Origin of the sequence: Frankia sp. CgMI4 (assembly GCF_001756285.1) — a bacterium.
Taxonomy (GTDB): domain Bacteria; phylum Actinomycetota; class Actinomycetes; order Frankiales; family Frankiaceae; genus Frankia; species Frankia casuarinae.
In genome coordinates this window covers 31,384-52,526 of sequence record NZ_MAQZ01000062.1, presented here as the reverse complement: position 1 = coordinate 52,526, position 21,143 = coordinate 31,384, and the positions used below count along the sequence as shown (strand labels likewise).

Sequence of the window (21,143 nt, the reverse complement as noted above, 5' to 3'; positions counted from 1 at the left end):
ACTGGGGGCGTGCGGGTACTGGTGGTGGACGACGACGCGGCTGTCCGGGAGTCCCTGGAACGCTCACTGCGGTTCGAGGGGTACGAGGTGGCCACGGCGGTGGACGGGGCGGACGCGCTCGATGTCATCGGCCGCGAGCGGYCGGACATCGTCGTGCTGGACGTGATGATGCCCCGGGTGGACGGGCTGGAGACCTGCCGTCGGCTGCGGGCCCAGGGCGACGACGTCCCGGTGCTCATGCTGACCGCTCGGGACGGCTTGGCCGACCGGGTCAGCGGCTTGGACGTCGGTGCCGACGACTACCTGGTCAAACCGTTCGCCCTGGAGGAGCTGTTCGCCCGGTTGCGRGCACTGATCCGCCGGGCGGCGTTGGCCGCGCGGGTGCGGGCGGCCGGGTCCAGAGGGATCCCCGACTCGACGCTTCGCTACGGCGGGGTCTGTCTGGATCAGGTCAGCCGCCAGGTGACCCGCGGTGATCGGGAGCTGATTCTGACCAAGACCGAGTTCGAGCTGCTGGAGTTGTTTCTCGCTCATCCGCGTCAGGTGCTCTCCCGCTCCATGATCATGGAGCGGGTTTGGGGGTATGACTTCGGCCCGACGTCGAACTCGCTGGAGGTCTTCGTGAGCTACCTGCGCCGCAAGCTCGAGGCGAACGGCGAGCCCAGGCTGTTGCACACCGTGCGCGGAGTTGGCTACGTGCTGCGTGAGCCGTCGGGGGACCGGGCGTGAGCAGTGCCCCCGACCAGGGGGCCGCGCCCTCGCCGTGGTGGCCGCAGCCGGCAGCGGGGCATGCGGCGGTGGGGCAGCCGGTAGCGGGTCGTCCGGCGGTGGGGCAGCCGGTAGCGGGGCATGCGGCGGTGAACGGGCGCGCCGGCCGGTTGGACGGGTTCGCGCGGCGGGTCCACCCGGGACGTCACCCCAGGATCCGGTTTTCCTCCCCGCTCGGTCAGCTGACGTTGCGGGCCCGGCTCGCCCTGCTCGTCGGGATGGCGGTGGCTGCCGCCGTGACGGTCGTCGCCGGGGTGTCGCTGGGGGCGACCAGCATCGTGCTGAACCAGGCCATCGACGACCAGCTCGTAGAGCAGGCTGAGGCGTCGGCGCGCACCATCCAGACCAGCCCGCTGGGGCTGGAACTGCAGGCGTTCAGCTTCGGGCTGGAGGGCCAGTTCCTCGACGCCGCCGGCAATCCGCTGGAGAACGCCGTCTCGTCCTGGAACAGCGTGCGGATCCCGGTCGACTCCGCCGACGCCGAGGTGGCCCGGCGGGAGCGGGCCCAGAACCTGCGCACGATCGCCGTTGACGGGCAGTCCTACCGGCTTGTCACGGTTCCGCTGCAACGTCCCGCGTCCGGCGGTGCATTGCAGCTCGCCCGGCCGACCACCGACGTCGACCGGACCCTGCGCGACCTCGCGCTGGTGCTGCTTGTCGTCGGGATCGTCGGGGTGGTCGGCTCGGTGCTCGCCGGACAGATCGTGGCACGTGCCGCGCTCAAACCCGTTGACGCCGCGGCCGCGGCCGCCGAGGAGGTCGCTCGTACCCAGAATTTGTCGGCGCTCATCCCGGTGACCGGATCCGACGAGATCACCCGGCTGGCGGAGAGCCTCAACAGCATGCTGCGCGCGCTGGAGGCATCTCGGGCCCGCCAGCGCCAGCTCGTCGACGATGCCAGCCACGAGCTGCGCACCCCGTTGACGAGCCTGCGTACGAACATCGAACTGTTGCTGCGCGCCGAGGCGAACCCGCATCGCGCGCTGCCYGCGGCCGACCATGAGGCACTGCTACGCGACGTGGACGCGCAGATGCGCGAACTGTCCGGCCTCGTCAGCGAACTGGTTGAGCTCGCCCGGGACGAGGCGCCCACCGAGGAGGTGGAACGGCTCGATCTCGCGGAGATCGTGCGAGCCGCGGCCGAACGGGCCCGGCGCCGCGCCACCGGCAAGAGCATCAGCATCGAGCTCGACGCGACTCCCTCGACGGTCGACGGGCGGGCGAACATGYTCGAACGGGCGATCACCAACCTGCTCGACAACGCCGTGAAGTTCTCGCCGCCCGCCTCCGTCGTCCGGGTCGGCTCCCGGGACGGCGAGGTAACCGTCGCGGATGACGGACCGGGCATCGCGCCGGAGGACCGCGTGCAGGTGTTCGACCGCTTCTACCGGGCCACCTCCGCGCGGGGCCTGCCCGGATCCGGGCTCGGCCTCGCGATCGTCGCGGATGCCGTGCACACCCACCGGGGTACCGTCACCGCGGAGAGTTCCCCGAGTGGCGGGGCGTTGCTGCGGATGCGGCTGCCGGTCGTTGACGACCCCGGTCCGCTGGGCCCGGCCACCACACCGGGTCCGGCGCCGAACCCGCCGGACGGCGCTGCTTCGCCTCCGGACCGCGCGGGCGAGAATCCCAGGCCGTGACTTCCGACTGCCCCGCCGTGCCCACCGCATCCGCGTCTGCGTCCTCCGCGTCCCCCGCGTCCCCCGCCGGTCCCACCGCCCCGGCGGGACCGCAGCCCGCTGGGACGCCGGTGGTGGACCCCACCATCGACCCGGTCCTCGCCGAACTCGCCGCAGTGTCCGGCGTGGCGACGTCCTACCTCGGGGCCGACGGTGTCCCGGTACAGGTCGCGCCGGACACCGTCCGGGCCGTCCTGCGGCTGGCGGGGGTCGATCCGACGGATCCCGCCGCAGCGCTCGCGGCGGCGCTGGAGCGGCCTTGGCGACGCCGGGTGCCGGCCTGCGCCGTCGTCGTCGCCGCAGCACCGCGCCCGGTGGTCGTTCACACGCCCGTGGAGATCATTCCACACGCTGAGCTGGAGCTCGGCACCGGCGGCCGAATCGTCCTCGATCCCCCTGGCGCCCCCCTGGCCGAGCGGGTGCTCGACGGCGTGCCCTGGGTCGCCCGGCCGATAGGGCTCCCGGCGGGTCTGCCCTTGGGGGACCACGTGCTGCACATCGACGCCGGAACCGAGCGGCATCGCTGCCAGGTCGTTGCCGTGCCGGCCGCGGTGCCCGGCCCCGCCGCCCTCGCCCCGCCGGCCCGCGCCTGGGGCTGGATGATCCAGCTCTACGCGCTCACCTCGACGTCGTCCTGGGGGATGGGGGACTATGGCGATCTCGCGACGCTCGCCGACTGGTCGGGCCGGGCGGGTGCCGACGTGCTGCTGGTGAATCCGCTGCATGCGGGTGCGCCGACCCTGCCCGTCGCGGCGTCCCCCTACTCGCCCGCAAGCCGCCGTTTCGTCTCCCCGCTCTACCTGCGACCGGAGCGGACGCCCGAGTACGCCCGGGCCGATCCCGCCACCCGGGCTGCCGTTGACAAGCTCGCCCGCGGCGCCCGTCGCGACGGGCGGCGGGACGGTCTGCTCGATCGGGACGCGGTGTGGCGGGCGAAGCTGGCCGCGCTGGAACTGCTCTTCGAGGTCTTCCGGCGTGGCGGCGAGCAGGTGGCATCCGCCGGGTCCGCCGCTTCCGAGCCCGCCGCCGAGCCGGCCGGGTCCGACCTGATCGATTTCGCGACCTGGAGCGCGCTCGCCGAGCGGTACGGCCCGGACTGGCGGACCTGGCCGGCGCGTCTCGCTCATCCGGGCGCGCCCGCCGTCGCCGAGGCGAGGGCGCAGCTGGCCGACCGTGTCGCCTTCCACGTGTGGCTCCAGCAGCGCTGCGACCAGCAGCTCGCCGCGGCGCAGGCCGCCGCCCGGGCCGCCGGGATGGCCGCCGGGATCGTGCACGACCTGGCCGTCGGCGTCGATCCGGGCGGTGCGGACGCCTGGGCGCTGCAGGACGTTCTCGCCGTCGGCGCGAGCGTGGGGGCCCCACCGGACACCTTCAACCAGCAGGGCCAGGACTGGGGGCTGCCGCCGTGGCGGCCGGACGCCCTGGCCGAGGCCGGGTACGCGCCGTTGCGTCAGATGGTCGCCTCGGTGCTGCGCCRCGGCGGCGGGCTGCGGGTCGACCACATCCTCGGCCTGTTCCGGCTGTGGTGGATTCCGGCTGGGGCGGGCGCCGCTCACGGGACATACGTGCGTTACGACGCCGAGGCGATGCTCGGCCTGCTCGCGTTGGAGGCCGCCCGTGCCGGCGCCGTCGTCGTCGGGGAGGATCTGGGTACCGTCGAGGCATCGGTGGCGACGACGCTCGCCCGCATGAACGTGCTGGGTTCGACGGTGCTGTGGTTCGAGCAGGACGCCGAGGGCCGCCCGTTGCCGCCGACGGCGTACCGGGCGGCGACGATGGCCAGCCTCACCACGCACGACCTGCCCACCGCCGCCGGCTACCTCGAGGGCGAGCACGTGCGCACCCGCGCCCGGTTGGGGCTGCTCGGGCGTTCGGAGGAGGCCGAGGCGGCCGGCTGGCGAGCCGAGCGGGACGCGTTGGTCGAGCTGGTGCGATCCGAGGGGCTGGTGGATCCGGCGGGCGCGGCGGCGGGCCTCGGCGGACGGGGGAACCCCGGCGGGCGCGGCCGGCCGGAGTTCGACCCCGCCGTTCGGCAGGAGATCGTTTTCGCGCTGCACCGGCTGCTGGTGCGGTCTTCGTGCCGCATCGTGCTCGGGTCGCCGGGTGACGCGCTGGGCGACCGGCATCAGCCGAACCTGCCGGGCACGACCGACGCCTATCCGAACTGGCGGCTCCCGGTGACCGACTCCGCCGGTCGGCCGGTTACGGTGGAACGTCTGCTGACCGATCCGGACGTGCGCCGGCTTGGCGAGTTCCTCGCCCAGGTCCGGGTTGCCCAGGTCCGGGGCGTGTCGTCCACCGGTGCGGCATCCCCAGACGAGGACCGTAACCCCATTTCCCGGTAATCTTCGCTGCGTGACTCGACGTCGACCGCGCCAGACCCGATGGCTGCCGTTCGCCGGCACCTCCCGCCCGTGGCCGGGGGCACACCCCGCGCCGGGGTCGCGATCCAGGATCGCGCCGCGCCGGGTTCTCACCGTTGTCGGCCTCGCGCTGTTCGCGGTGCCGGTGTTCGCGGTGAGCGCCTCGGCCGGGGAGATCGGAACCCCCTACAACCCCGATCCGCTCACGGCCGTGCAGTCATGGGCGATCTACGGCGGCACCATCGTCGGTGGGTTCGTCATCGCGATCCTGCTGGCCGCGTGGTCGAGCCGCAAGAGCGGGCCGGTGCGCTACCGCCCGGGGCAGCCCTGGGAGCACGACGAGATCTGGATCGGCTCCAAGCCGGAGGAGATCGAGGGCGAGCAGACGAAGACCGCCCTTCCCGGCGCGGGTGGTGCCAGTGGCAACTGGTGAGCCGTTCACCCACGAGCAGCTCGACCGGCTGAACCGGGCCCGGGAGCTTGCCGAGACGCGTACCGGCATCCACGTCAGCATCCGGATCGGCGCGGTGCGCGGCGACGTCCGGCTCGCCGCCGAGCGGATCCTCGCGAACCTCGTCAACGACGCGGGGCGGGATGCCGCCGTGCTGATCCTCGTCTCGCCCGGGCAGCGGTTCGTACGGATCGCCACGACCCCGGCCGCCAGGAAGCGGATCAGCGACTCGGCCACCGGGCTCGCCGCGTTGACGATGGCCTCCAGCTTCGCGCTGGGCGATCTGGTCGGCGGCCTGATCACCGGCATCCGCCAGCTCGCGGACGCGGCAGGTGGCGCGGGCGGCGCAGCCGCCGGGACCCTCCCCCCGACGCAGCCTTCGTTGGCGGTCAGCCCGACGCCCTGACCCCGCTGATCCCGGAGGAGCCGGCCCGGCCGRCTCCTCCCGGCCCGGCCGGCTCCGACCGGCCTGATGCGGGTACGCTACGCCGCCGCCTCGATGTCCTTCTTGCGTGCGGCCAGCGCCCGGACGAGCCCGTCGCGGCCTTCCAGCAGGGCCCGCCGCAGGGGCGGGACCGGGTTGTGCTCGGCCAGGTAGGCGTCGACCTTCGCCACCGTCTCCGGTTCGATCACCGACGCCGGGAACAGCATCTGGGTGATGGTGGAGGCCATGTCGAAGCTGCGGGTCTCCCAGATCCCAGCGATCTCGTCGAAGAAACGGTCCACGTAGGGCCGGGTCAGCTCGAGCTGGTCGGAGATCCAGAAACCGCCCATCGTCGCGGCGGCCAAGTGGTTCGACAGGGTGTCCGAGTCCATGACCGCCGACCAGGCTGCGGCCTTCGCCGCCGCGGTCGGCCGTGCCGCCCGCGCGGTCGCAGCTCGCTTCTCGCCGGTGGCGGTGCGGTCGCGGGCGAGCTCCGTGTCGATCTCGGCGTCGGCGTACACGCCCCGGGCGACGAGTTGGGTCAGCAGGGTCCAGCGCAGCTCGGTGTCGAGCACGAGCCCCTCGATGACGTCGGTGCCCTCGAACAGCGCCCGGATCCGCGCCACCTGGTCGGCCTCCTCGGCCTGGGCGAAGGAGGTGGTGTAGACGAGCTKCAGGTCGCTGCCGGGGGCCGCGGCGCGCGCCAGCTCCTCGGCGCGTTCCGTCAGCGCGCGCAGCGCGGGCTTCCGGTTTGCCGGGTCGCCGTAGGTGTCGATCGTCAGGTCCGCCTTGGCCAGCAGCGACTGCACCACGCCGATGTCGTCCTCAGCGGTCACCCCGGACAGCACGAGCCGGACGTAGTCCCGGGCGGCGAGTTCGGCGTCGCGGGTCATGTCCCAGGCCGCCGCCCAGCACAGCGTCCGGGGCAGTGACTGGGAGATGGCGCCGATCGCCTCGACGAGCGTGGCCAGCGACCGCTCGTCGAGGCGCACCTTCGCGTACGTGAGGTCGTCGTCGTTGAGCAGGATCAGATCCGGCTGGCGGGCACCGACGAGCTTGGCGACCTCGGTGAGCTTGCCCGTCACGTCGAGCTCGACCCGTTCCCGCCGGACCAGCGCGCCGGTGGCGTCCCGATCGTAAAGGCCGATCGCGAGCCGGTGCGGGCGCAGCGTGCGCGAGGCGGTCGGCGGCGCCGACGCCGGCTCCTGCACCACGTCGAACGAGGTGAACAGGCCCGAGGAGTCGGTGAAGAAGCGCGGCCGCAGGGTGTTCGCGCCGGTGGTCTCCAGCCAGTCCGCGGACCAGGCGGTAAGGTTCCGCCCGCTGGCGTTCTCCAACTCGTCGAGCAGGTCGCGCAGCGACGTGTTCGCGTACTCGTAGCGGCGGAAGTACGCCCGCAGCCCGGCGAGGAACTCCTCTTGGCCGACCCAGGCCACGAGCTGCTTGAGCACCGAGGCGCCCTTGGCGTAGGTGATGCCGTCGAAGTTCGTCCGTACCGCGTCCATGTCCGGGGCGTCGGCGACGATCGGGTGCGTGGAGGAGAGCTGGTCCTGGCGGTAGGCCCAGCCCTTCTCCGCGTTGGCGAAGGTCGTCCAGCCGTTGGTGAAGCGGGTCGCGTTCACCTGGGCGAGGACCGACATGTAGGTGGCGAACGACTCGTTCAGCCACAGGTCGTCCCACCAGCGCATGGTGACCAGGTCACCGAACCACATGTGCGCCATCTCGTGCAGGATCGTCTCGGCGCGCCGCTCGCGGCGGGCCTCGGTCACCTTCGCCCGGAAGACATACTCCTCCAGGAAGGTCACGCAGCCGGCGTTCTCCATCGCCCCGGCGTTGAACTCGGGCACGAACAACTGGTCGTACTTGCCGAACGGGTACCGGTAGTCGAACACCCGGTGGTAGAAGTCGAACCCGGCTTTGGTGATCTCGAAGAGCTCGGCGGGGTCGAGGAACTCGGCCAGCGATCGGCGGCAGTAGAGGCCCAGGTCGATGCCGTCGTGGTGGTCGCGGACCTCGTGGTACGGGCCGGCGACGAGCGCGGTGATGTACGTCGACATCACCGGGGTGGTCAGGAAGCGGATGGTGCGCACCCCGATCGCGGCCTCCGCCACCGCGGCGACCGCGCTGTTGGAGATCGCCTTCCAGTCCGCCGGGACGGTGACCGTGAGGGTGAACGTCGCCTTGAGGTCGGGCTGGTCGAAGCAGGCGTACATCCGGTGCGCGTCGTACGTCTCGAACTGGGTGTAGAGGTAAACGGCCTCGTCCACCGGGTCGACGAAGCGGTGCAGGCCCTCACCGGTGCGGGAGTAGACGCCGTCCGCCACCACCGTGAGCCGGTTCGACTCCGCGAGGTTATCGAGCCGGATCCGCTCGCCGTCGAACACCGCGGCGGGGTCGAGCGGCGCTCCGTTGAGAACGACCTCGTCGACCTTCGCGGCGGCGAGCTCGATGAACGTCGACGCCCCAGGCTCGACGCAGGTGAAGATGACCGCGGTTGAMGTGCGGAAGGTCTCGTGGCCGGTCGTCAGGTCGAGTTCGACGTCATAGGAGGCAACGTTGAGCAGGCGGGCGCGCTCGCGCGCCTCGTCGCGGGTGAGGTTGTTGGGCACCCGGTTCCTTTCGGACGGCACGGACTTGCAGGACTGCACACGGTCATCACCGTGTTCCCAGTCTCCCACGCCGATGAGGGGAACGGTCGCCGCCGGGGGACGTGGTGGTCGGGGACGTGGTGGTCGGGCCGTCGGCCGTGGTACCGGTGCCGGAGATGGTGGATTGTGGTGATTGGCGCGGGGTGCCCGCTCTCGCTGGTCGCCGATGCGGCACGATGGCGACATCTTCCGCGTGACCAGCCTGCGGGAGGATCGGGATGTCCGCGCGGTCGCGGGAAGGCAGGAAGAGGGCAGGACAGGAAGGGAGCCGCCGGTGAGACGGGTGGCGGGGCTCGGTCGCGTCCCCGGGCGCCCTCACCGGGCTCGCCGGGCCTCAGCCGTTCCGGCCGGCGGTGGGTCGTCCACCGCGCCGATGCCCACCGCGCCGATGCCCACCGCGCCGATGCCCGAGGCGGCGGCATCCGAGCCACCAGGCGGGCCGCGGGCCGCCGGCGGGGGGGAGTCCCCGGCTCGGCGGGCCGACTATCACATCCCGGTCGCGCTGCGGGTCTCGGCGGGCTGGTCGTGGCGTCTGATCGTCACGGGCGCGGCCATCTACATCCTGCTGATGGTCGTGGGACGGGTCCGGATCGTGGTGATTCCGCTCATCGCCGGGCTGCTCATCGCCGCTCTCATCCATCCGCTCGCGCACCGGCTGCAGCGGCTCGGTATGAACCGGYTGGGCGCTGCCTTCACCGCGTTGTTCGTGTTCTTCGCGGTGTTCGTGGGTGCCGGGGTGGCGGTGGGCTTCAACGCAGCGAACGAGATCMCCACGGTCAGCGATCAGGTCAGCGAGGGCGTCGAGCAGATCCGCGGCTATCTKAGAAACGGTCCGCTCCACCTGTCACAGAGCCAGATCGACAATCTGGTCGACGACATCCGCAAGAGCCTGGCGAACAACCGGGGGCGCCTGGTCTCCGGGGTGATCTCCGGTGCCTCGGTGGCCGCCGAGGTGCTCACCGGCCTGCTCGTCACCCTGTTCTCGACCTTCTTCTTCCTGTACGACGGGGATCGTATCTGGAACTGGATCGTCACCCGCTTCCCGGACGGAGCGGAGGAGCGGGTGCGTGGCGCCGGTCGGGAGGCGTGGAACACGTTGACCGGCTACATTCGTGGGACGGTCTTTGTCGCGGCGGTCGACGCGATCGGTATCACCATCGGCCTGGTCGGCGTGGGTGTCCCGCTCGTCGCGCCGCTGGCCCTGCTGACGTTCTTCGGCGGGTTCGTCCCGATTGTCGGGGCGACGGTGGCCGGCGCCGCGGCGGTACTGGTGACCCTGGTCTCGAATGGCGTGCCGGATGCGTTGATCATTCTGGGTGTCGTGTTGGCCGTGCAGCAGGTCGAGGGGCACCTGTTGCAGCCGYTGGTCATGCGGCGGGCGGTGCGGTTGCATCCGCTCGCGATTGTCATCGCGCTGTCGGCCGGTGGCGTGTTGGCCGGCATCCCCGGTGCCATCGCCGCCGTTCCGTTCGCTGCCATGGTGAACAGGGTCGCCGGTTATCTCGCCGTGAGCGGGAAGTGACMACCACCCCGACGGGTTGATCCCGGTCGAACGGTGCCGTCGACCGAGGAGACCACATGAGCGCCGAAACTCTCGACACCCCCGCGGCCACGTTCGTACCCACACCCACACCCACGTCCGTACCCTTGCCCGCGGACGCGACCGAAGCGGTCTTCTGGGACGGAGTTCTGCTCGTCGCTGCTACCCCCGGCTTCCACGAGCTCAAACGGACCTGGGACCAGGACCCGATCCTCACGTGATCGGGCATGATGACACATCATGCGTGTCCATCTGGGATCTGACCATGCGGGCTTCCACCTGAAGGAGGCGCTCGCCGAGCGTCTGGTGGAGCTGGGCCACGCGCCCGTCGACCATGGTCCTGTCGAGTACGACCCCGACGATGACTACCCTCCGTTCGTCCTCGCCGCCGCCGCCGCCACCGCTGTCGAACCGGGCAGCATGGGCATCGTCATCGGGGGATCGGGCAACGGGGAGGCCATCGCGGCGAACAAGGTCGCCGGGGTGCGCGCGGCCCTGGCATGGAGCGAGCAGACGGCGACGCTGGCCCGCCAGCACAACGATGCCAACGTGCTGAGCCTCGGCGCGCGCATGTACACCGTCACGGCGGCCCTGACGTTCGCCGAGGTCTTCCTCACCACGCCGTTCAGCGGGGAGCAACGACACGTGCGGCGGCTTCGGATGCTCTCGGCCTACGAGCGGACCGGGGACGTACCGTCGGTGCCCGGGTCGGCCTCGTCGGCTTCCTGAGACCTGTTCTTCGAGGACCCGGTCTCGGCAGGGCCGCTCTCATGCGGTCCGGCGGATCCGCGGTCGGAGCGTCGGCGGGTCCTGCGGGCACCCCGGCCGCGGCGGTCGGTCGTGGCGCTCTCGGCTCCGGCGCTGCTGGCTTCGGCACGACCGGCTCCGGCGCTGCTGGGGCCGCCGCGGCGGACCGGGTCGGTGGGGCTGGTCGACGGGGTCGCCGGTGCGGGGCGTGATCCGCGATGCAGTACCACCGATCGCTCGGCCTCGGCGAGGTCGGCGTCGGTGGGCCGGGCGGCGTCGCGGGCCCGCATCGCCGTTCTCGGGGGCAGCTTGCTGCGACCCGCATCGATGAGACCGCGCAGCTGCGCGTCCGCCTCGCCCGCCCCGGCCGCATGCGACCGGGCCCGACCTGCGCGCTCGGGTCGTGGCATGGCTCCTCCATCCGCCCTGGCCGGAACCCTTGGTGGATCATCCCAGAAGCGGGCCGCTCGGGGAGGCCTCGTGACGCGGGTGGACGTCGGAAATCCGCCGGTGCGCGGTTATCCCCCGCGACAGGTTGATCTCCATCCTTCCATTTCYGAAGGTCTCCGGAAGTTCACCGTCCCGGGTGCTACCGGCGGGTCGCCCGACAGCGACAGCCCGACCGTTTCCGGTCCGGTCCGGTCGACGCCGGGCCCCGGAATCGTCGTGGCGTCGCCGATCCACGGTTCGCAAATCCGTACCCGGTGTCGGCGGTTGGTCCCCCGCCGGCCCGCCTGCCGCGTTTTTCTGCTCCGCAGCGTGCACGCCCGCGGGCGCCGGGTCGCCGCACCGCGACCTGGCCGACCGTCCGATCCAGGATGATCCGAGGCGCTCCGGGGGATCGGCCACCCCCTGTCCGAGCTGTTCTGCCTCATCCGTATGCTACACATCGCCAGATGAACGTCTGATAGTCCAACGTACGCTCAATAGATGTCCACCTGTACTCAAGAGATGCCCATTGTGTCACATTSCCAGTAAATGAAACAAAAGGAAACTCTAGCATGCATACTTTGCCGCGTTTCGGTAGAACGCCTAAAACTGTTTGCTGATCTCGATCGGCCGTCACCAACCGCTGCGCCTCGGTGGCTTCAGTCATCGGCTCCGTCGTCGCGGCCTAGGAGTGAGTCTTGGACCGCGTGCCTGTGAGCGTTGTCATCCCCGCCTACAACGAGGCGATGCGCCTGCCCGGCTCGCTACCCCCGCTGATCTCGGTCATGCACAGGATCCCCGGTGCCGAGGTGATTGTGGTTGACGACGGCAGTACGGACGGCACCGCTGCGATCGCCGAGGAGTTGCTCGCGGATCTGCCCGGTGGTCGGGTCCTGCGGCTGCCGTGGAACTCGGGYAAGGGCGCCGCGGTCCGCATGGGGGTGTCGRCCGCGCACGGTGAGTCGATCGCCTTCCTGGACGCCGACGGCGCCTCCGACGTCAATGATCTTCCTCTGCTCCTCGCCGCGCTGGAGCACGCCGAAGTGGCGCTCGGATCGCGCCGGGTTGGGGCGGGTGCGGTCCGCAGCAGTGGCCGGCGGGTCGGCAGCTGGGCCTTCAACCAGATCACCCGGTCCCTGACCAGCCTGGACGTCGCCGACACCCAATGCGGGTTCAAGGCTTTCCGCGGCCCCGAGGCCAAGCTGCTGTTCAGCCTTGCGCGCTCCTCCGGATTTGGCTTCGACGTGGAGGTGCTCTCGATCGCCCGGTCGATCGGCTACCGGATCGCCGAGGTCCCGGTCCGATGGGCGGAGATACCCGGTGGCACGTTCCGGGTGACCCGGCACACCCCCGCGATGCTCGTCGACGTGATGCGCGCCCGGCGGTACCTGAACCGCTCCGCTCCCGGCCTCGTAGTGACGCGTCCCACGGTGCAGTCGCCCGCCGCCGCGGCAGCGCCGGTTCGTCCGGGCGACGGGGCGTCCCCCGCCGCGCAGGTCCGAGTCCCGCCTTCTGCCGTGAGCGTCCCGGCCCCCGCGGAACCGGTGACCGCCGGGCCGCCGCCCGCCGTCCTCACGGCGGCCGTGGGGGGCGTCGAGAAGCCCCTGCGCCTGCCCGCGGACCTGGGTGGTGTGACTCCGCTGCCTCGGAAGGCTGTATGAAGGTCCGGCGAACCGGACCCCATCCTTATCCTTTGGAGTAAGCGATCCCTTCCCCCGCCGCCGGCACCCCCACGACGGCGCAGGGCCTCGGCGCGCCGTCACCCGCCCCGGCCGTCGCAGCCCCGGCCGTCGCCGCGTCGCCGCGTCGCCGCGACACGCGGACGTCACGGCGGCCCCTGTTCGGCATGGCCGCCGGCTTTATGGTGCTCTTTCTGCTCCAGGCCCCCGGCAACCTGACCGCCGACACCAAGCTGGACGTCCCCCTTGACCCGTGGGGCTTCATGGGGCGGGCCACCCACCTGTGGAACTCCCTCGCCGAGTTCGGCTACCTGCCCAACCAGTACGTCGGCTACCTGTTCCCGATGGGACCGTTCTTCGGTGCCGGTGACCTGCTCGGGATACCCGCCTGGGTCACCCAGCGGCTGTGGATCGCGCTGCTCCTCACCGTCTCCGCCTGGGGGGTCGTGCGGCTGGCCGAGGCCCTGCGGCTCGGCGTACCGCGCACCCGGGTGCTGGCCGGACTCGCCTACACCCTGTCCCCGATGTTCCTCGGCAAGATCGGGGCGACTTCCGTGGCGCTCGCGGGCGCCGCCATGCTCCCGTGGATCACCCTGCCGCTCATCCTCGCGCTGCGTCCGGACGGCGCCTTCGGCGCCGACACCGGTACGGCCGCCACCACCAGTACCACGGCCGTCGATGATGTCGATGCCGCTGACGATCCCGCCCTGGACCCGGGCCGGCGGCTGTCCCCGCGACGGGCGGCTGCCCTGTCCGGACTCGCCATCCTGGGCACCGGCGGAATCAACGCGACGGTCACGCTGTGCGTCCTRCTCTGTCCGGCGGCGGTCCTTGTGTTCGCCGGCGGCACCCGCCGGGCCTGGGCGCTGCGGGCCTGGTGGGTCGTCGCCGTCATCCTCGCCTCGGCCTGGTGGCTGCTGGCGCTGATGGTGCAGGGCCGCTACGGGCTGAACTTCCTCGCGTTCACCGAGACCGCCCAGACGACCACGGCGACGACGTCGGTGGCGGAAGCCCTGCGCGGCGCGACGGACTGGCTGGCGTATGTCCAGTTACCCAGGCCCTGGCTGCCGGCCGCCACCGAGTACGTGTCCCGGCCGGTGCCTATCATCGGATCGGCAGCCGTGGCGGCGATCGGGCTGTGGGGGCTGTCCCGGGCCGATCTGCCCGCCCGCCGGTTCCTGCTGGTGACGTTGRCCGCCGGCACGGTCTCGGTGGCTGCGGCCTATCCGGGGCATCCGGGCAGCCCGCTGGCGGGCGTGGTGCGGKACCTGCTCGGTGACCAGCTGGGCTTTCTGCGCAACGTCTACAAGTTCCAGCCGGTGGTGCGCCTGCCGATAGYCCTGGGGATCGCGCACGCCCTGACGGTCCGACCTGTCAGTCTCACCGCCCGTGTGCGGAGATGGACGACCCGCGGGGCTTCCCGCCGGCACGGCAGGACCGCGGACATGATCGTGACCGTCGCGGTGAACGTCCCCGTCGTGCTGACCGTGGCCGCGCTGGTCTGCGGCATGACGCCAGCGCTCGCCGGCAGGGCGCTGCAGCCCCGGCCGTTCGCCCGGGTKCCCGACTACTGGGTGGCCGCCGCGGACTGGCTGGCCGCCCATCCCCAGGACGGCCGGGCACTGGTGCTGCCCGGCTCGCCGTTCGCCGAGTACGAGTGGGGCCGGCCGCTCGACGAGCCGCTGCAGTGGCTGGCCCGCACGCCGTGGGGGGTCCGCGGCCTGATCCCGCTCGGTGGCACGGGCGTGACCCGGCTGATGGACGGCATCGAGCACCAGCTCGCCACCGGGTCCGCCGCGGGCCTCGCCCCGGCGCTGGCCCGGGCCGGGATCGGCCAGATCCTGCTCCGCAACGACCTGGAACAGAAGAACTGGGACGTCCCCCCGTCCACCGACGAGCTCCACCGGGCGTTGCGTTCCTCCGGTCTCACCCTGACCGCCGCGTTCGGCCCGCAGGTGCCGGCGCGCGCCTCGGCGAAGGAGAGGCTCGTCCCGGAGCTGCGTAACCCGACCGCGCGGGTACCCGCGCTGGAGGTCTGGACCGTCCCGGGCGGCGCGAAGCTTGTCGGCTCCTACCCGGCGGACACCGCCGTCGTCGTCTCCGGCGGCCCCGAGGCGACGGTGCAGCTCGCCGGGCAGGGCCTGCTGAGCAGCGACCGGGCCGCCGTGCTCGCCGCGGACCTCGCCGCGGATCGCACCGATCCGTCCGCCGCCGTGGCGTCTTCGACGAGCCCGGCGGCGATCAAGGTTGCGCCGGGGGAGGTGATCGGCCCGACGACCGCCTGGGTCGACACGGACACCCTGACCCGGCGCGACAGCACCTTCGGACTCGTCCACGACGCCGCTTCGTACCTCCTCGGGCCCACCGGCACCGCGGTCGGCAAGACGGGGGAGCCCCACCAGTGGGCCGAGGCCGACGTCGCCGGCCACCAGACGGTCGCGGGCTACGTCGGCGGCATGTCCGTCACCGCGTCCTCCTACGGCTACGACCTACTCGCCGCGCCGGACCTCGCGCCACCGGCGGCCGTCGACGGCTTCGCCGCGACCGCGTGGACGGCACAGCGCACGAAGGGCACGACGTCGGCCGGGCAGTGGATCCAGCTCGATGCCGGCCGGCGGATGACCGTGCCCTACCTCGACGTGCGGCTGCTGTCCGAGGGTTCGTGGCGGCCGGCCGTCGAGGCGCTGCGGGTGTCCAGCGAGGCGGGCTCGGTGGTCACCGAGGTGCGTCCGGTGGAGGACATCCAGCGCCTCGCCGTCCCAGCGGGGCCGAGCCGCTGGTACCGCATCACGTTCGCGCGGGTCGGCCAGGAGACCGACGACACCCTCGGCGCCGGTATTCGGGAGATCACCATCCCCGGGGTCACCTTCCGCCACTACGCGCAGCTCCCCACCGACGTGGCCCGGCGCTTCGCCGCGCCGGACGGGGGGCTGGTCGCCTTCTCGATGGCCCGGGAGCGGGTCGACCCGGCGCAGCCGTTCGGCGGCTCGGAGGAGCTGGCGCTGTCCCGGCGCTTCGAGGTGCCCCGGGACATGACCTTCACGATGAGCGGCTCGGCGAGCTTCATCCCCCCGCCGCGGGGGACACCCCCAGCGGGTGACACTCCGTTGCTGGTCGACTGCGGCCAGGGCCCCACCCTGGTCGTCGACGGGACCCGTTACCCCCTGCGGATCTCCGGCCGGGACAGCGACGTCACCTCGGTGCGGCCGGTGCGGGTGTCGCTGTGCACCGACGGCGGCACGCTGCGGCTCTCGGCGGGGCCGCACCTGCTCGGCGTCGACCAGGGAGCGACCTCCATCCTCGTCGACGCGATCGCGCTGGTCGGATCGGGCGCCCAGGTGAGCGCGGCCACGCCGCGGGCGACGACGGTGCACGAGTGGACAGCGGAGCACCGGACGGTCCAGATCGGCGCCGGTGACCGCGCCTTCCTCGCCGTCCGGGAGAACGCCAACTCCTCGTGGACGGCGAAGCTGAACGGCGTGGCGTTGACCCCGCTGCGCCTCGACGGCTGGCAGCAGGGCTGGATCGTCCCGGCCGRCACCGGCGGCACGATCGTCATCGACAACGCGCCCGGTGCGGAATACCGCCGCAACCTCGTGGTGGGGCTGTTGCTGGTCGTGGTGCTGGTCGTGCTCGCCGTGCTGCCCGCCCGGTTCCGGCTACGGCCACGATCCGACGAGAACGGCTATCCGGCGCTGCTGAGGCCGCGCCGGCTGGGCCGGCTGGGCCGGGCGACGGTGTCCCCGCCGGTGGCCGGTGTGGGGTGGACGGTGCTCGCCATGCTGGCGGTGGCGCTGGTGGCGGGCCCGGTGGCGCTGGCCGTACCGGTGTTCGTCCTGGTCGGTCGGCGCTGGCCCGCGGCGGGGGGCCGCTGCGCCGCGGTCGCCATGATTGGCGCGGGAATCGGGGTGGCGGCGCAGCCCGGCAGCCAGCCCGGATCCGGGCAGGGGGCGTTCGGGCCGCTGGTCCAGGTGTTCGGCGCCTTGGCCTTGGCGGCGGTGCTGGCCGCGTTGGCCGGGCGGGCCTGGGACCGTCCCGCCGGCTCGGGCGCCGGCGCCCACTTCGGCGCCCGAGCCGGGTCCGATGTCGGGCATAGGACTCGCAATCCCTATACCGACAGCAAGGGACTCGGTTAGCGTTTTCGTGGCGCCGATTGTTCGGACGTCGTCCACCGTCTGTTCCTGAGGGAGACATCCGGTCATGATCACAGCCAGGCGTGCCGTGCGTGGAGTCCGCGTGGATGCTCTACGGCCGATCGGGGCCTCGCGCCCGGCCTGGGCCGATGCGGTGGGCGGGGATGGCGGCGTCGGCGGCACGCCGTCGGTCCTGGGCGACGGGGAGTTGGTGGAGCAGCTGGCGCGGGCGATCCACGACCGCTATCTGGAGCATGAGCTCGGTAAACGGCACGCGGCCGGATCGRGGCCCGGACTGYGGCCCTGGGCGGAGCTCTCCGAGGCGCTGCGGGAAGCCAACCGTGATCAGGCGGTTCATTACGAGACGGTGCTGCGTAACCGTGGCTGGGTGTGCACACCGGCCGAGCAGGACGTCGATCCGGCTGTCGATCCGTTTTCGCTGTCCGCCGCCGAGGTCGAGGAGCTCGCCCGGGCCGAGCACGACCGGTGGCGGCAGCACAAGGAGCGGCAGGGTTACTCCTACGGTCCGGTGCGCGAGGACCTCGGCCCGGACAAGCGTCACCCGTCGATGGTGGACTGGGAGGAGCTGACCGAAGAGGACCGTGATCGGGACCGCGACGCGATCCGGAACATGCCGGCCGTTCTGGCCCGGGCCGATCTGTGCATCACCCGGCGACCCGCGGCCGAGGCGGCTATCCGGTGAGCGGCTGACGGCCGCGACGATCGTCGGCGCATTGCCGCTGTCCGCCGATGACCCCGAAGACCTCCGCAGCCTGAGCGCACCGGTCACCTTATTTTCGTGTCAGCCCCCTGGGTACCGTCCCGATCAACGGTCACCTGGTTTTCCCGCTAGCTCCGTGGAAAGCATGTTCGAGGCTGCTCGTCGCGCTCCGGCCTTCGCCTGATCGCCCCGGTTGTCGGTCGGGATCGGACCGGGACCCGGATCCGGGGGAGATGCCGCCAGGTCACGGCTGGCCGCGAACAGCAGGTCCTCGCCGGTCGCCGGGCGTAGCCGCAGGTCGGCGAGCGCGCCGACCCCGACTCCGGCCCGGGTCAGGGCGGTGCGTGCGGCGGCGGGGCCGGCGCCGTAGAGGAGCGCGATCATCTCCGGGCCGGTCGGATCCGGCCGGTACACCAGGTCCGTGCGGCGCAACGCCGGGCGGGAGGTGCCGACCGGCAGGGTGAAACGGGCGTGCGTGAGGTCATCGTCCCGGCGCCGGCGCTCCAGGCCCCGATCCGGTCCCCGACCCCGCTGCGGCGCGCGGCCTTGTTCTCCTRCTTCGGCCCGCTTCGCCGCCGGGTCGGCCAGTCGGTCGATCTCGGCGGTGACCACCCGGGCCAGCAGTTCGGCGCTGGCGTCCCAGGTGAACCCGGCCGCCCAGGCGCGGGCCGCCGCGCGCAGCTCGGCCGCCGCGGGCGGCTCGGCCAGTAGCCTTAGCGCCGCGTCGAGGGTCTTCTCCAGCGGCTCGCCCTCGTCGACCAGCCATCCCGTAGTCCCGTCCCGGACCGCGTCGCGCAGCCCCGGGACCCGGAACGCCACCGCGGGCACCCCGAGGGCAGCGGCCTCCAGGACCGACAGCCCCCAGCCCTCACCATGCGAGGGGTTGACTGTCAGCCAGGCCGAGGAAAGCAGCCGGTCGCGGGTGGCGGCATCGGTGTAGCCGTGCCAGCGCACGGCGTCACCGTCCCGGTCGGTCGTGCCTCCCGAGCCCGGAGCCGCCCCCGGGTCGGTAGTGGTCACCGCACCGGTAGTGGTCAGCCCGAGGGCGACCGCGCGGGCGGTCAGCCGTTCGCGGTCCGGGCCGTCGCCGACGATGTGGACGGTGAGCCCGGGATGCGCCCCGACCAGCGCGGGCAGCGCGTCGAGGAGCAGGTGGAGCCGCTTGTGCGGCACGAGCCGGCCGACGCACACGATGGTGGGTGCCGTCGCGGGGCCGCCATCCGAGCCTGCGGGCCCACCGCCAGCCGGGCCCGTGAACGTAGTGGCCCCGGCGGCCGAGGTGGCCCCGGCGGCCCCGGCGGCCGAGGTGGTCACCCCGTTGGGGACCAGGAAGCGCGGGCCGGGCAGGCCGAGGATGTCACGGGCCTCGGCGCGGGTCGAGGGGGAGACGACCACCACCGGCCGGCGCCGGTAGACCCACCGGCTGCCCGGCGCCTCCAGCAGTTGCCCCACCCGGGCGACCGGCCCGGGGAAGTACAACGGAAACTGTTTCTGATGAACGTGGTGGAGCACCTGCACGACGGGGGTGCTCGCCGGCAGCACCAGGGGGCTGAAGAACGGGATCCCGTTCTGGCAGTCGACGACGGCGTCGACGCGGTGCCCGGCCCGGCCCAGGCTGGCCAGCCGGGCGAGCACCGATGGATAGACGCCGAAGGTACCGCCCCCGCGGCGCACCTCGACGCCGCCAACGGACTCGGCGACGGGCGGACCAGGGCGTTCACCTTCCGTGGCCCGCGAGGTCAGCAGGGTGACCCGGGCACCGGCCGCGGCGAACCGCTCGGCGATCGACTGGCAGAACAACTCCGCCCCGCCGGCCTGCGGATGCTCCCGGTCCCGCCAGTTGAGGAACACCACGTGCCGGCCGGCGAGGGTGGGCAGGTACCGGCGCTCCCGGGACCCTCYGAGGTGTGTCGATCCTCCCGGGGGCGTCACGCTGGGACTTCCCGTCACCGGTGGCATTCCTTCCATTTCGTTCCGCTCGCCAGGGCTTACCATGTTCGTCTGCAAGGTTYGCCTGCAACCTACCGATGTCGGAAAATCGTCGACCACCTACCATGGCCGGTGTTCCGCTGTGGGTGATTTCGACGTGTCCCGTTCCCGGTGGGGAGACTGATGGCGAAGCCCTCGCGTGAGGCTGTGACGGGCCTGCTGGCCGGTCCGGCAGCACTGGCCGTCGCCGGCATGCTCGTCAACGGGTGCAACCTGCTGATGAACCTGATCGTCGCCCGGTCGCTGGACCCGGACTCCTACGGCGCCGTGTCGGTGCAGGTCAGCATCTTCCTGATCCTCTCGGTCGCGGGTAACGCGCTGCTGATCGCCGTGGTGCAGCACGAGACGTCCGGCCCGGGGGGCACCCGGCGCGAGCAGTGGTCCTGGATCCGGCGGCTGCGGGGCGCCTGCGGCGTCGGCATCGCGATCTCCGCGATCGTCGCGGTGGTGCTGTGCCGGCCGGTGGCCGCGCTGATGTCCTATCCGCATCCGCTCGCGATCGCCGAGGCGACCATCGGTGCCGCGCTGTGGACGCTGCTGTGCGTCGAACGCGGCCTGCTGCAGGCCAGGGGGGCCTATCCGCGTCTCGCCGTCAACTTCGTGGTCGAGGGCTTCGTCCGGATCGGCCTGGTGATCGTGCTCGTGCTGGGCGGGCTCGGGGTGAACGGCGCGGGCCTGGGCATCGTGCTCGGCGTCGTCGTCGGCGCCGAGCACGCCCGGTGGGCCGTCACGCGCACCCCGCGGCTGCCGCGCCCGCCCGCGTCCCAGCGCGGGGCGCCCGTGTCCCAGCGCGGGGCGCCCGTGCTGCCTGACGACGGCACACCGCCGGCCACCGGGCCGATTCCGCTGCCGATCCCGGCGCCACGCGCCAGCGCCCGGCAGAGCGTCATTGCCGACACCACCGTCGCCCTCGGCGCGCTGATCCCCCTCGCCCTGCTGCAGAACATGGACGTCGTCATCGTCGGCTGGCTGGGCTCCTCCGGGGTCGGCGGCTACGCGGCGATCTCGACGGCCTGCAAGGTACCGGTCTTCATCGGGCTGGCGGTCGCGAACTTCCTGCTGCCCGAGGCGGCACGACGGCGCAAGGAGGGACGCCCCGCCGGGGGCACGTTGGTCGTGGCGCTGGTCTTCGTCGTCGCTCCCGGGCTCTTCCTTGCCGGGCTCGGTCTGTTCGCGGCGAAGTGGTTGATCGGACTCGTCTTCGGGGCGCATCTCACCGCCGCCGCCTCCGCGCTGTCGGTGCTCGCGCTGAGCATGACCCTGCTGGCCGTCACCCTGATGTTCACCACGTACCTGCTCGGCGCCGGGGTGCGCCGGGTCGTCGGCGTGCTCGCCGTCGCCACGGTGGCGACGGCTGGGGCGCTTGTCTCGGCCGGCGGCGGATCGATGGCCACGGCCACCGCCGCGCTCGCCGCCGAGTCGGTGACCGCACTCGCGGTCGGCCTGCTCGTGGTCCAGCTGCATCACGCCGACCGCCGGGTGGCGCGGGTCGCCGAGACGCACCGGCGGCCGGCGGGGGATATGGGGCTACCCAACCCCCAACCCGGCGAGGGGGTCCCGGCCCGGGTGTGA

The 21,143-nt window shown here is 72.4% G+C and carries 14 protein-coding genes and 1 pseudogene; 12 read left to right on the top strand and 3 right to left on the bottom strand.

Going from position 1 to position 21,143, the window contains the following annotated elements; all coding sequences use genetic code 11:
- Positions 1–9 precede the first annotated feature (9 nt).
- The 5 genes from Manayef4_RS09705 to Manayef4_RS09685 all read left to right on the top strand — a co-directional run bounded on the left by Manayef4_RS09705 (position 10) and on the right by Manayef4_RS09685 (position 5,667).
- Complete coding sequence (locus tag Manayef4_RS09705; RefSeq protein WP_070131379.1) at positions 10–729, top strand: response regulator transcription factor; 720 nt, start codon at positions 10–12, stop codon at positions 727–729.
- A 257-nt stretch (positions 730–986) separates the two neighbouring features.
- The gene (locus Manayef4_RS09700) at positions 987–2,408 is read left to right on the top strand and encodes a HAMP domain-containing sensor histidine kinase (protein ID WP_254665566.1); all 1,422 of its coding nucleotides are present in this window, start codon (positions 987–989) and stop codon (positions 2,406–2,408) included.
- Positions 2,409–2,518: 110 nt separating this feature from the next.
- Positions 2,519–4,792, top strand: a complete 2,274-nt coding sequence (gene malQ / locus Manayef4_RS09695) for a 4-alpha-glucanotransferase (RefSeq protein WP_070131377.1) — start codon at positions 2,519–2,521, stop codon at positions 4,790–4,792.
- Positions 4,793–4,802: 10 nt separating this feature from the next.
- The gene (locus Manayef4_RS09690) at positions 4,803–5,243 is read left to right on the top strand and encodes a hypothetical protein (protein WP_232234886.1); all 441 of its coding nucleotides are present in this window, start codon (positions 4,803–4,805) and stop codon (positions 5,241–5,243) included.
- Positions 5,230–5,667 carry a DUF5130 family protein gene (locus tag Manayef4_RS09685; RefSeq protein WP_011435605.1) on the top strand — a complete coding sequence of 146 codons (438 nt, stop codon included), beginning with the start codon at positions 5,230–5,232 and terminating at the stop codon, positions 5,665–5,667. Before Manayef4_RS09690 ends, Manayef4_RS09685 begins: the two co-directional genes overlap by 14 nt.
- 77 nt (positions 5,668–5,744) lie before the next feature.
- On the opposite strand, the gene pepN is transcribed toward Manayef4_RS09685, so the two are convergent.
- Complete coding sequence (gene pepN / locus Manayef4_RS09680) at positions 5,745–8,294, bottom strand: aminopeptidase N (RefSeq protein WP_070131394.1); 2,550 nt, start codon at positions 8,292–8,294, stop codon at positions 5,745–5,747.
- Between the two features lie 313 nt (positions 8,295–8,607).
- Between pepN and Manayef4_RS09675 the strand changes: the two genes are divergently transcribed.
- The 3 genes and pseudogenes from Manayef4_RS09675 (at position 8,608) to Manayef4_RS09665 (ending at position 10,602) form a co-directional block, all read left to right on the top strand.
- Complete coding sequence (locus tag Manayef4_RS09675; protein ID WP_070131393.1) at positions 8,608–9,855, top strand: AI-2E family transporter; 1,248 nt, start codon at positions 8,608–8,610, stop codon at positions 9,853–9,855.
- 155 nt (positions 9,856–10,010) lie between these two features.
- Positions 10,011–10,094, top strand: a pseudogene (locus Manayef4_RS26620) (disulfide bond formation protein DsbA); the annotation flags it as partial.
- 19 nt (positions 10,095–10,113) lie between these two features.
- Positions 10,114–10,602, top strand: a complete 489-nt coding sequence (locus tag Manayef4_RS09665; protein ID WP_011435608.1) for a ribose-5-phosphate isomerase — start codon at positions 10,114–10,116, stop codon at positions 10,600–10,602.
- On the opposite strand, the gene Manayef4_RS09660 is transcribed toward Manayef4_RS09665, so the two are convergent.
- On the bottom strand, positions 10,545–11,030 hold the full coding sequence (locus Manayef4_RS09660) for a hypothetical protein (RefSeq protein WP_023840457.1): 486 nt from the start codon (positions 11,028–11,030) through the stop codon (positions 10,545–10,547). The two genes, Manayef4_RS09665 and Manayef4_RS09660, sit on opposite strands and share 58 nt — an antisense overlap.
- Before the next feature lie 726 nt (positions 11,031–11,756).
- Here Manayef4_RS09660 and Manayef4_RS09655 point away from each other — a divergent pair.
- The 3 genes from Manayef4_RS09655 to Manayef4_RS09645 all read left to right on the top strand — a co-directional run bounded on the left by Manayef4_RS09655 (position 11,757) and on the right by Manayef4_RS09645 (position 17,564).
- Positions 11,757–12,710, top strand: a complete 954-nt coding sequence (locus tag Manayef4_RS09655; RefSeq protein WP_254665565.1) for a dolichyl-phosphate beta-glucosyltransferase — start codon at positions 11,757–11,759, stop codon at positions 12,708–12,710.
- A 185-nt stretch (positions 12,711–12,895) separates the two neighbouring features.
- The gene (locus Manayef4_RS09650; RefSeq protein WP_070131374.1) at positions 12,896–16,864 is read left to right on the top strand and encodes a DUF3367 domain-containing protein; all 3,969 of its coding nucleotides are present in this window, start codon (positions 12,896–12,898) and stop codon (positions 16,862–16,864) included.
- A 100-nt stretch (positions 16,865–16,964) separates the two neighbouring features.
- Positions 16,965–17,564, top strand: a complete 600-nt coding sequence (locus Manayef4_RS09645; RefSeq protein ID WP_254665559.1) for a RyR domain-containing protein — start codon at positions 16,965–16,967, stop codon at positions 17,562–17,564.
- 123 nt (positions 17,565–17,687) lie between these two features.
- Here the strand turns inward: Manayef4_RS09645 and Manayef4_RS09640 are convergent, their stop codons facing one another.
- A complete protein-coding gene (locus Manayef4_RS09640; protein WP_070131372.1) occupies positions 17,688–19,514 on the bottom strand; it encodes a glycosyltransferase family 4 protein in 1,827 nt (608 codons plus the stop codon).
- 180 nt (positions 19,515–19,694) lie between these two features.
- On the opposite strand from Manayef4_RS09640, the gene Manayef4_RS09635 reads away from it, so the two are divergent.
- Positions 19,695–21,143 (top strand): hypothetical protein, encoded by a 1,449-nt coding sequence (locus Manayef4_RS09635; protein ID WP_011435614.1) that lies wholly within the window; start codon positions 19,695–19,697, stop codon positions 21,141–21,143.

Coding starts and splice junctions, on each gene's coding strand:
- Manayef4_RS09665 (WP_011435608.1), top strand. CDS start 10,114: ATGCGTGTCCATCTGGGATCTGACCATGCGGGCTTCCACCTGAAGGAG.
- Manayef4_RS09660 (WP_023840457.1), bottom strand. CDS start 11,030: ATGCCACGACCCGAGCGCGCAGGTCGGGCCCGGTCGCATGCGGCCGGG.
- Manayef4_RS09635 (WP_011435614.1), top strand. CDS start 19,695: ATGGCGAAGCCCTCGCGTGAGGCTGTGACGGGCCTGCTGGCCGGTCCG.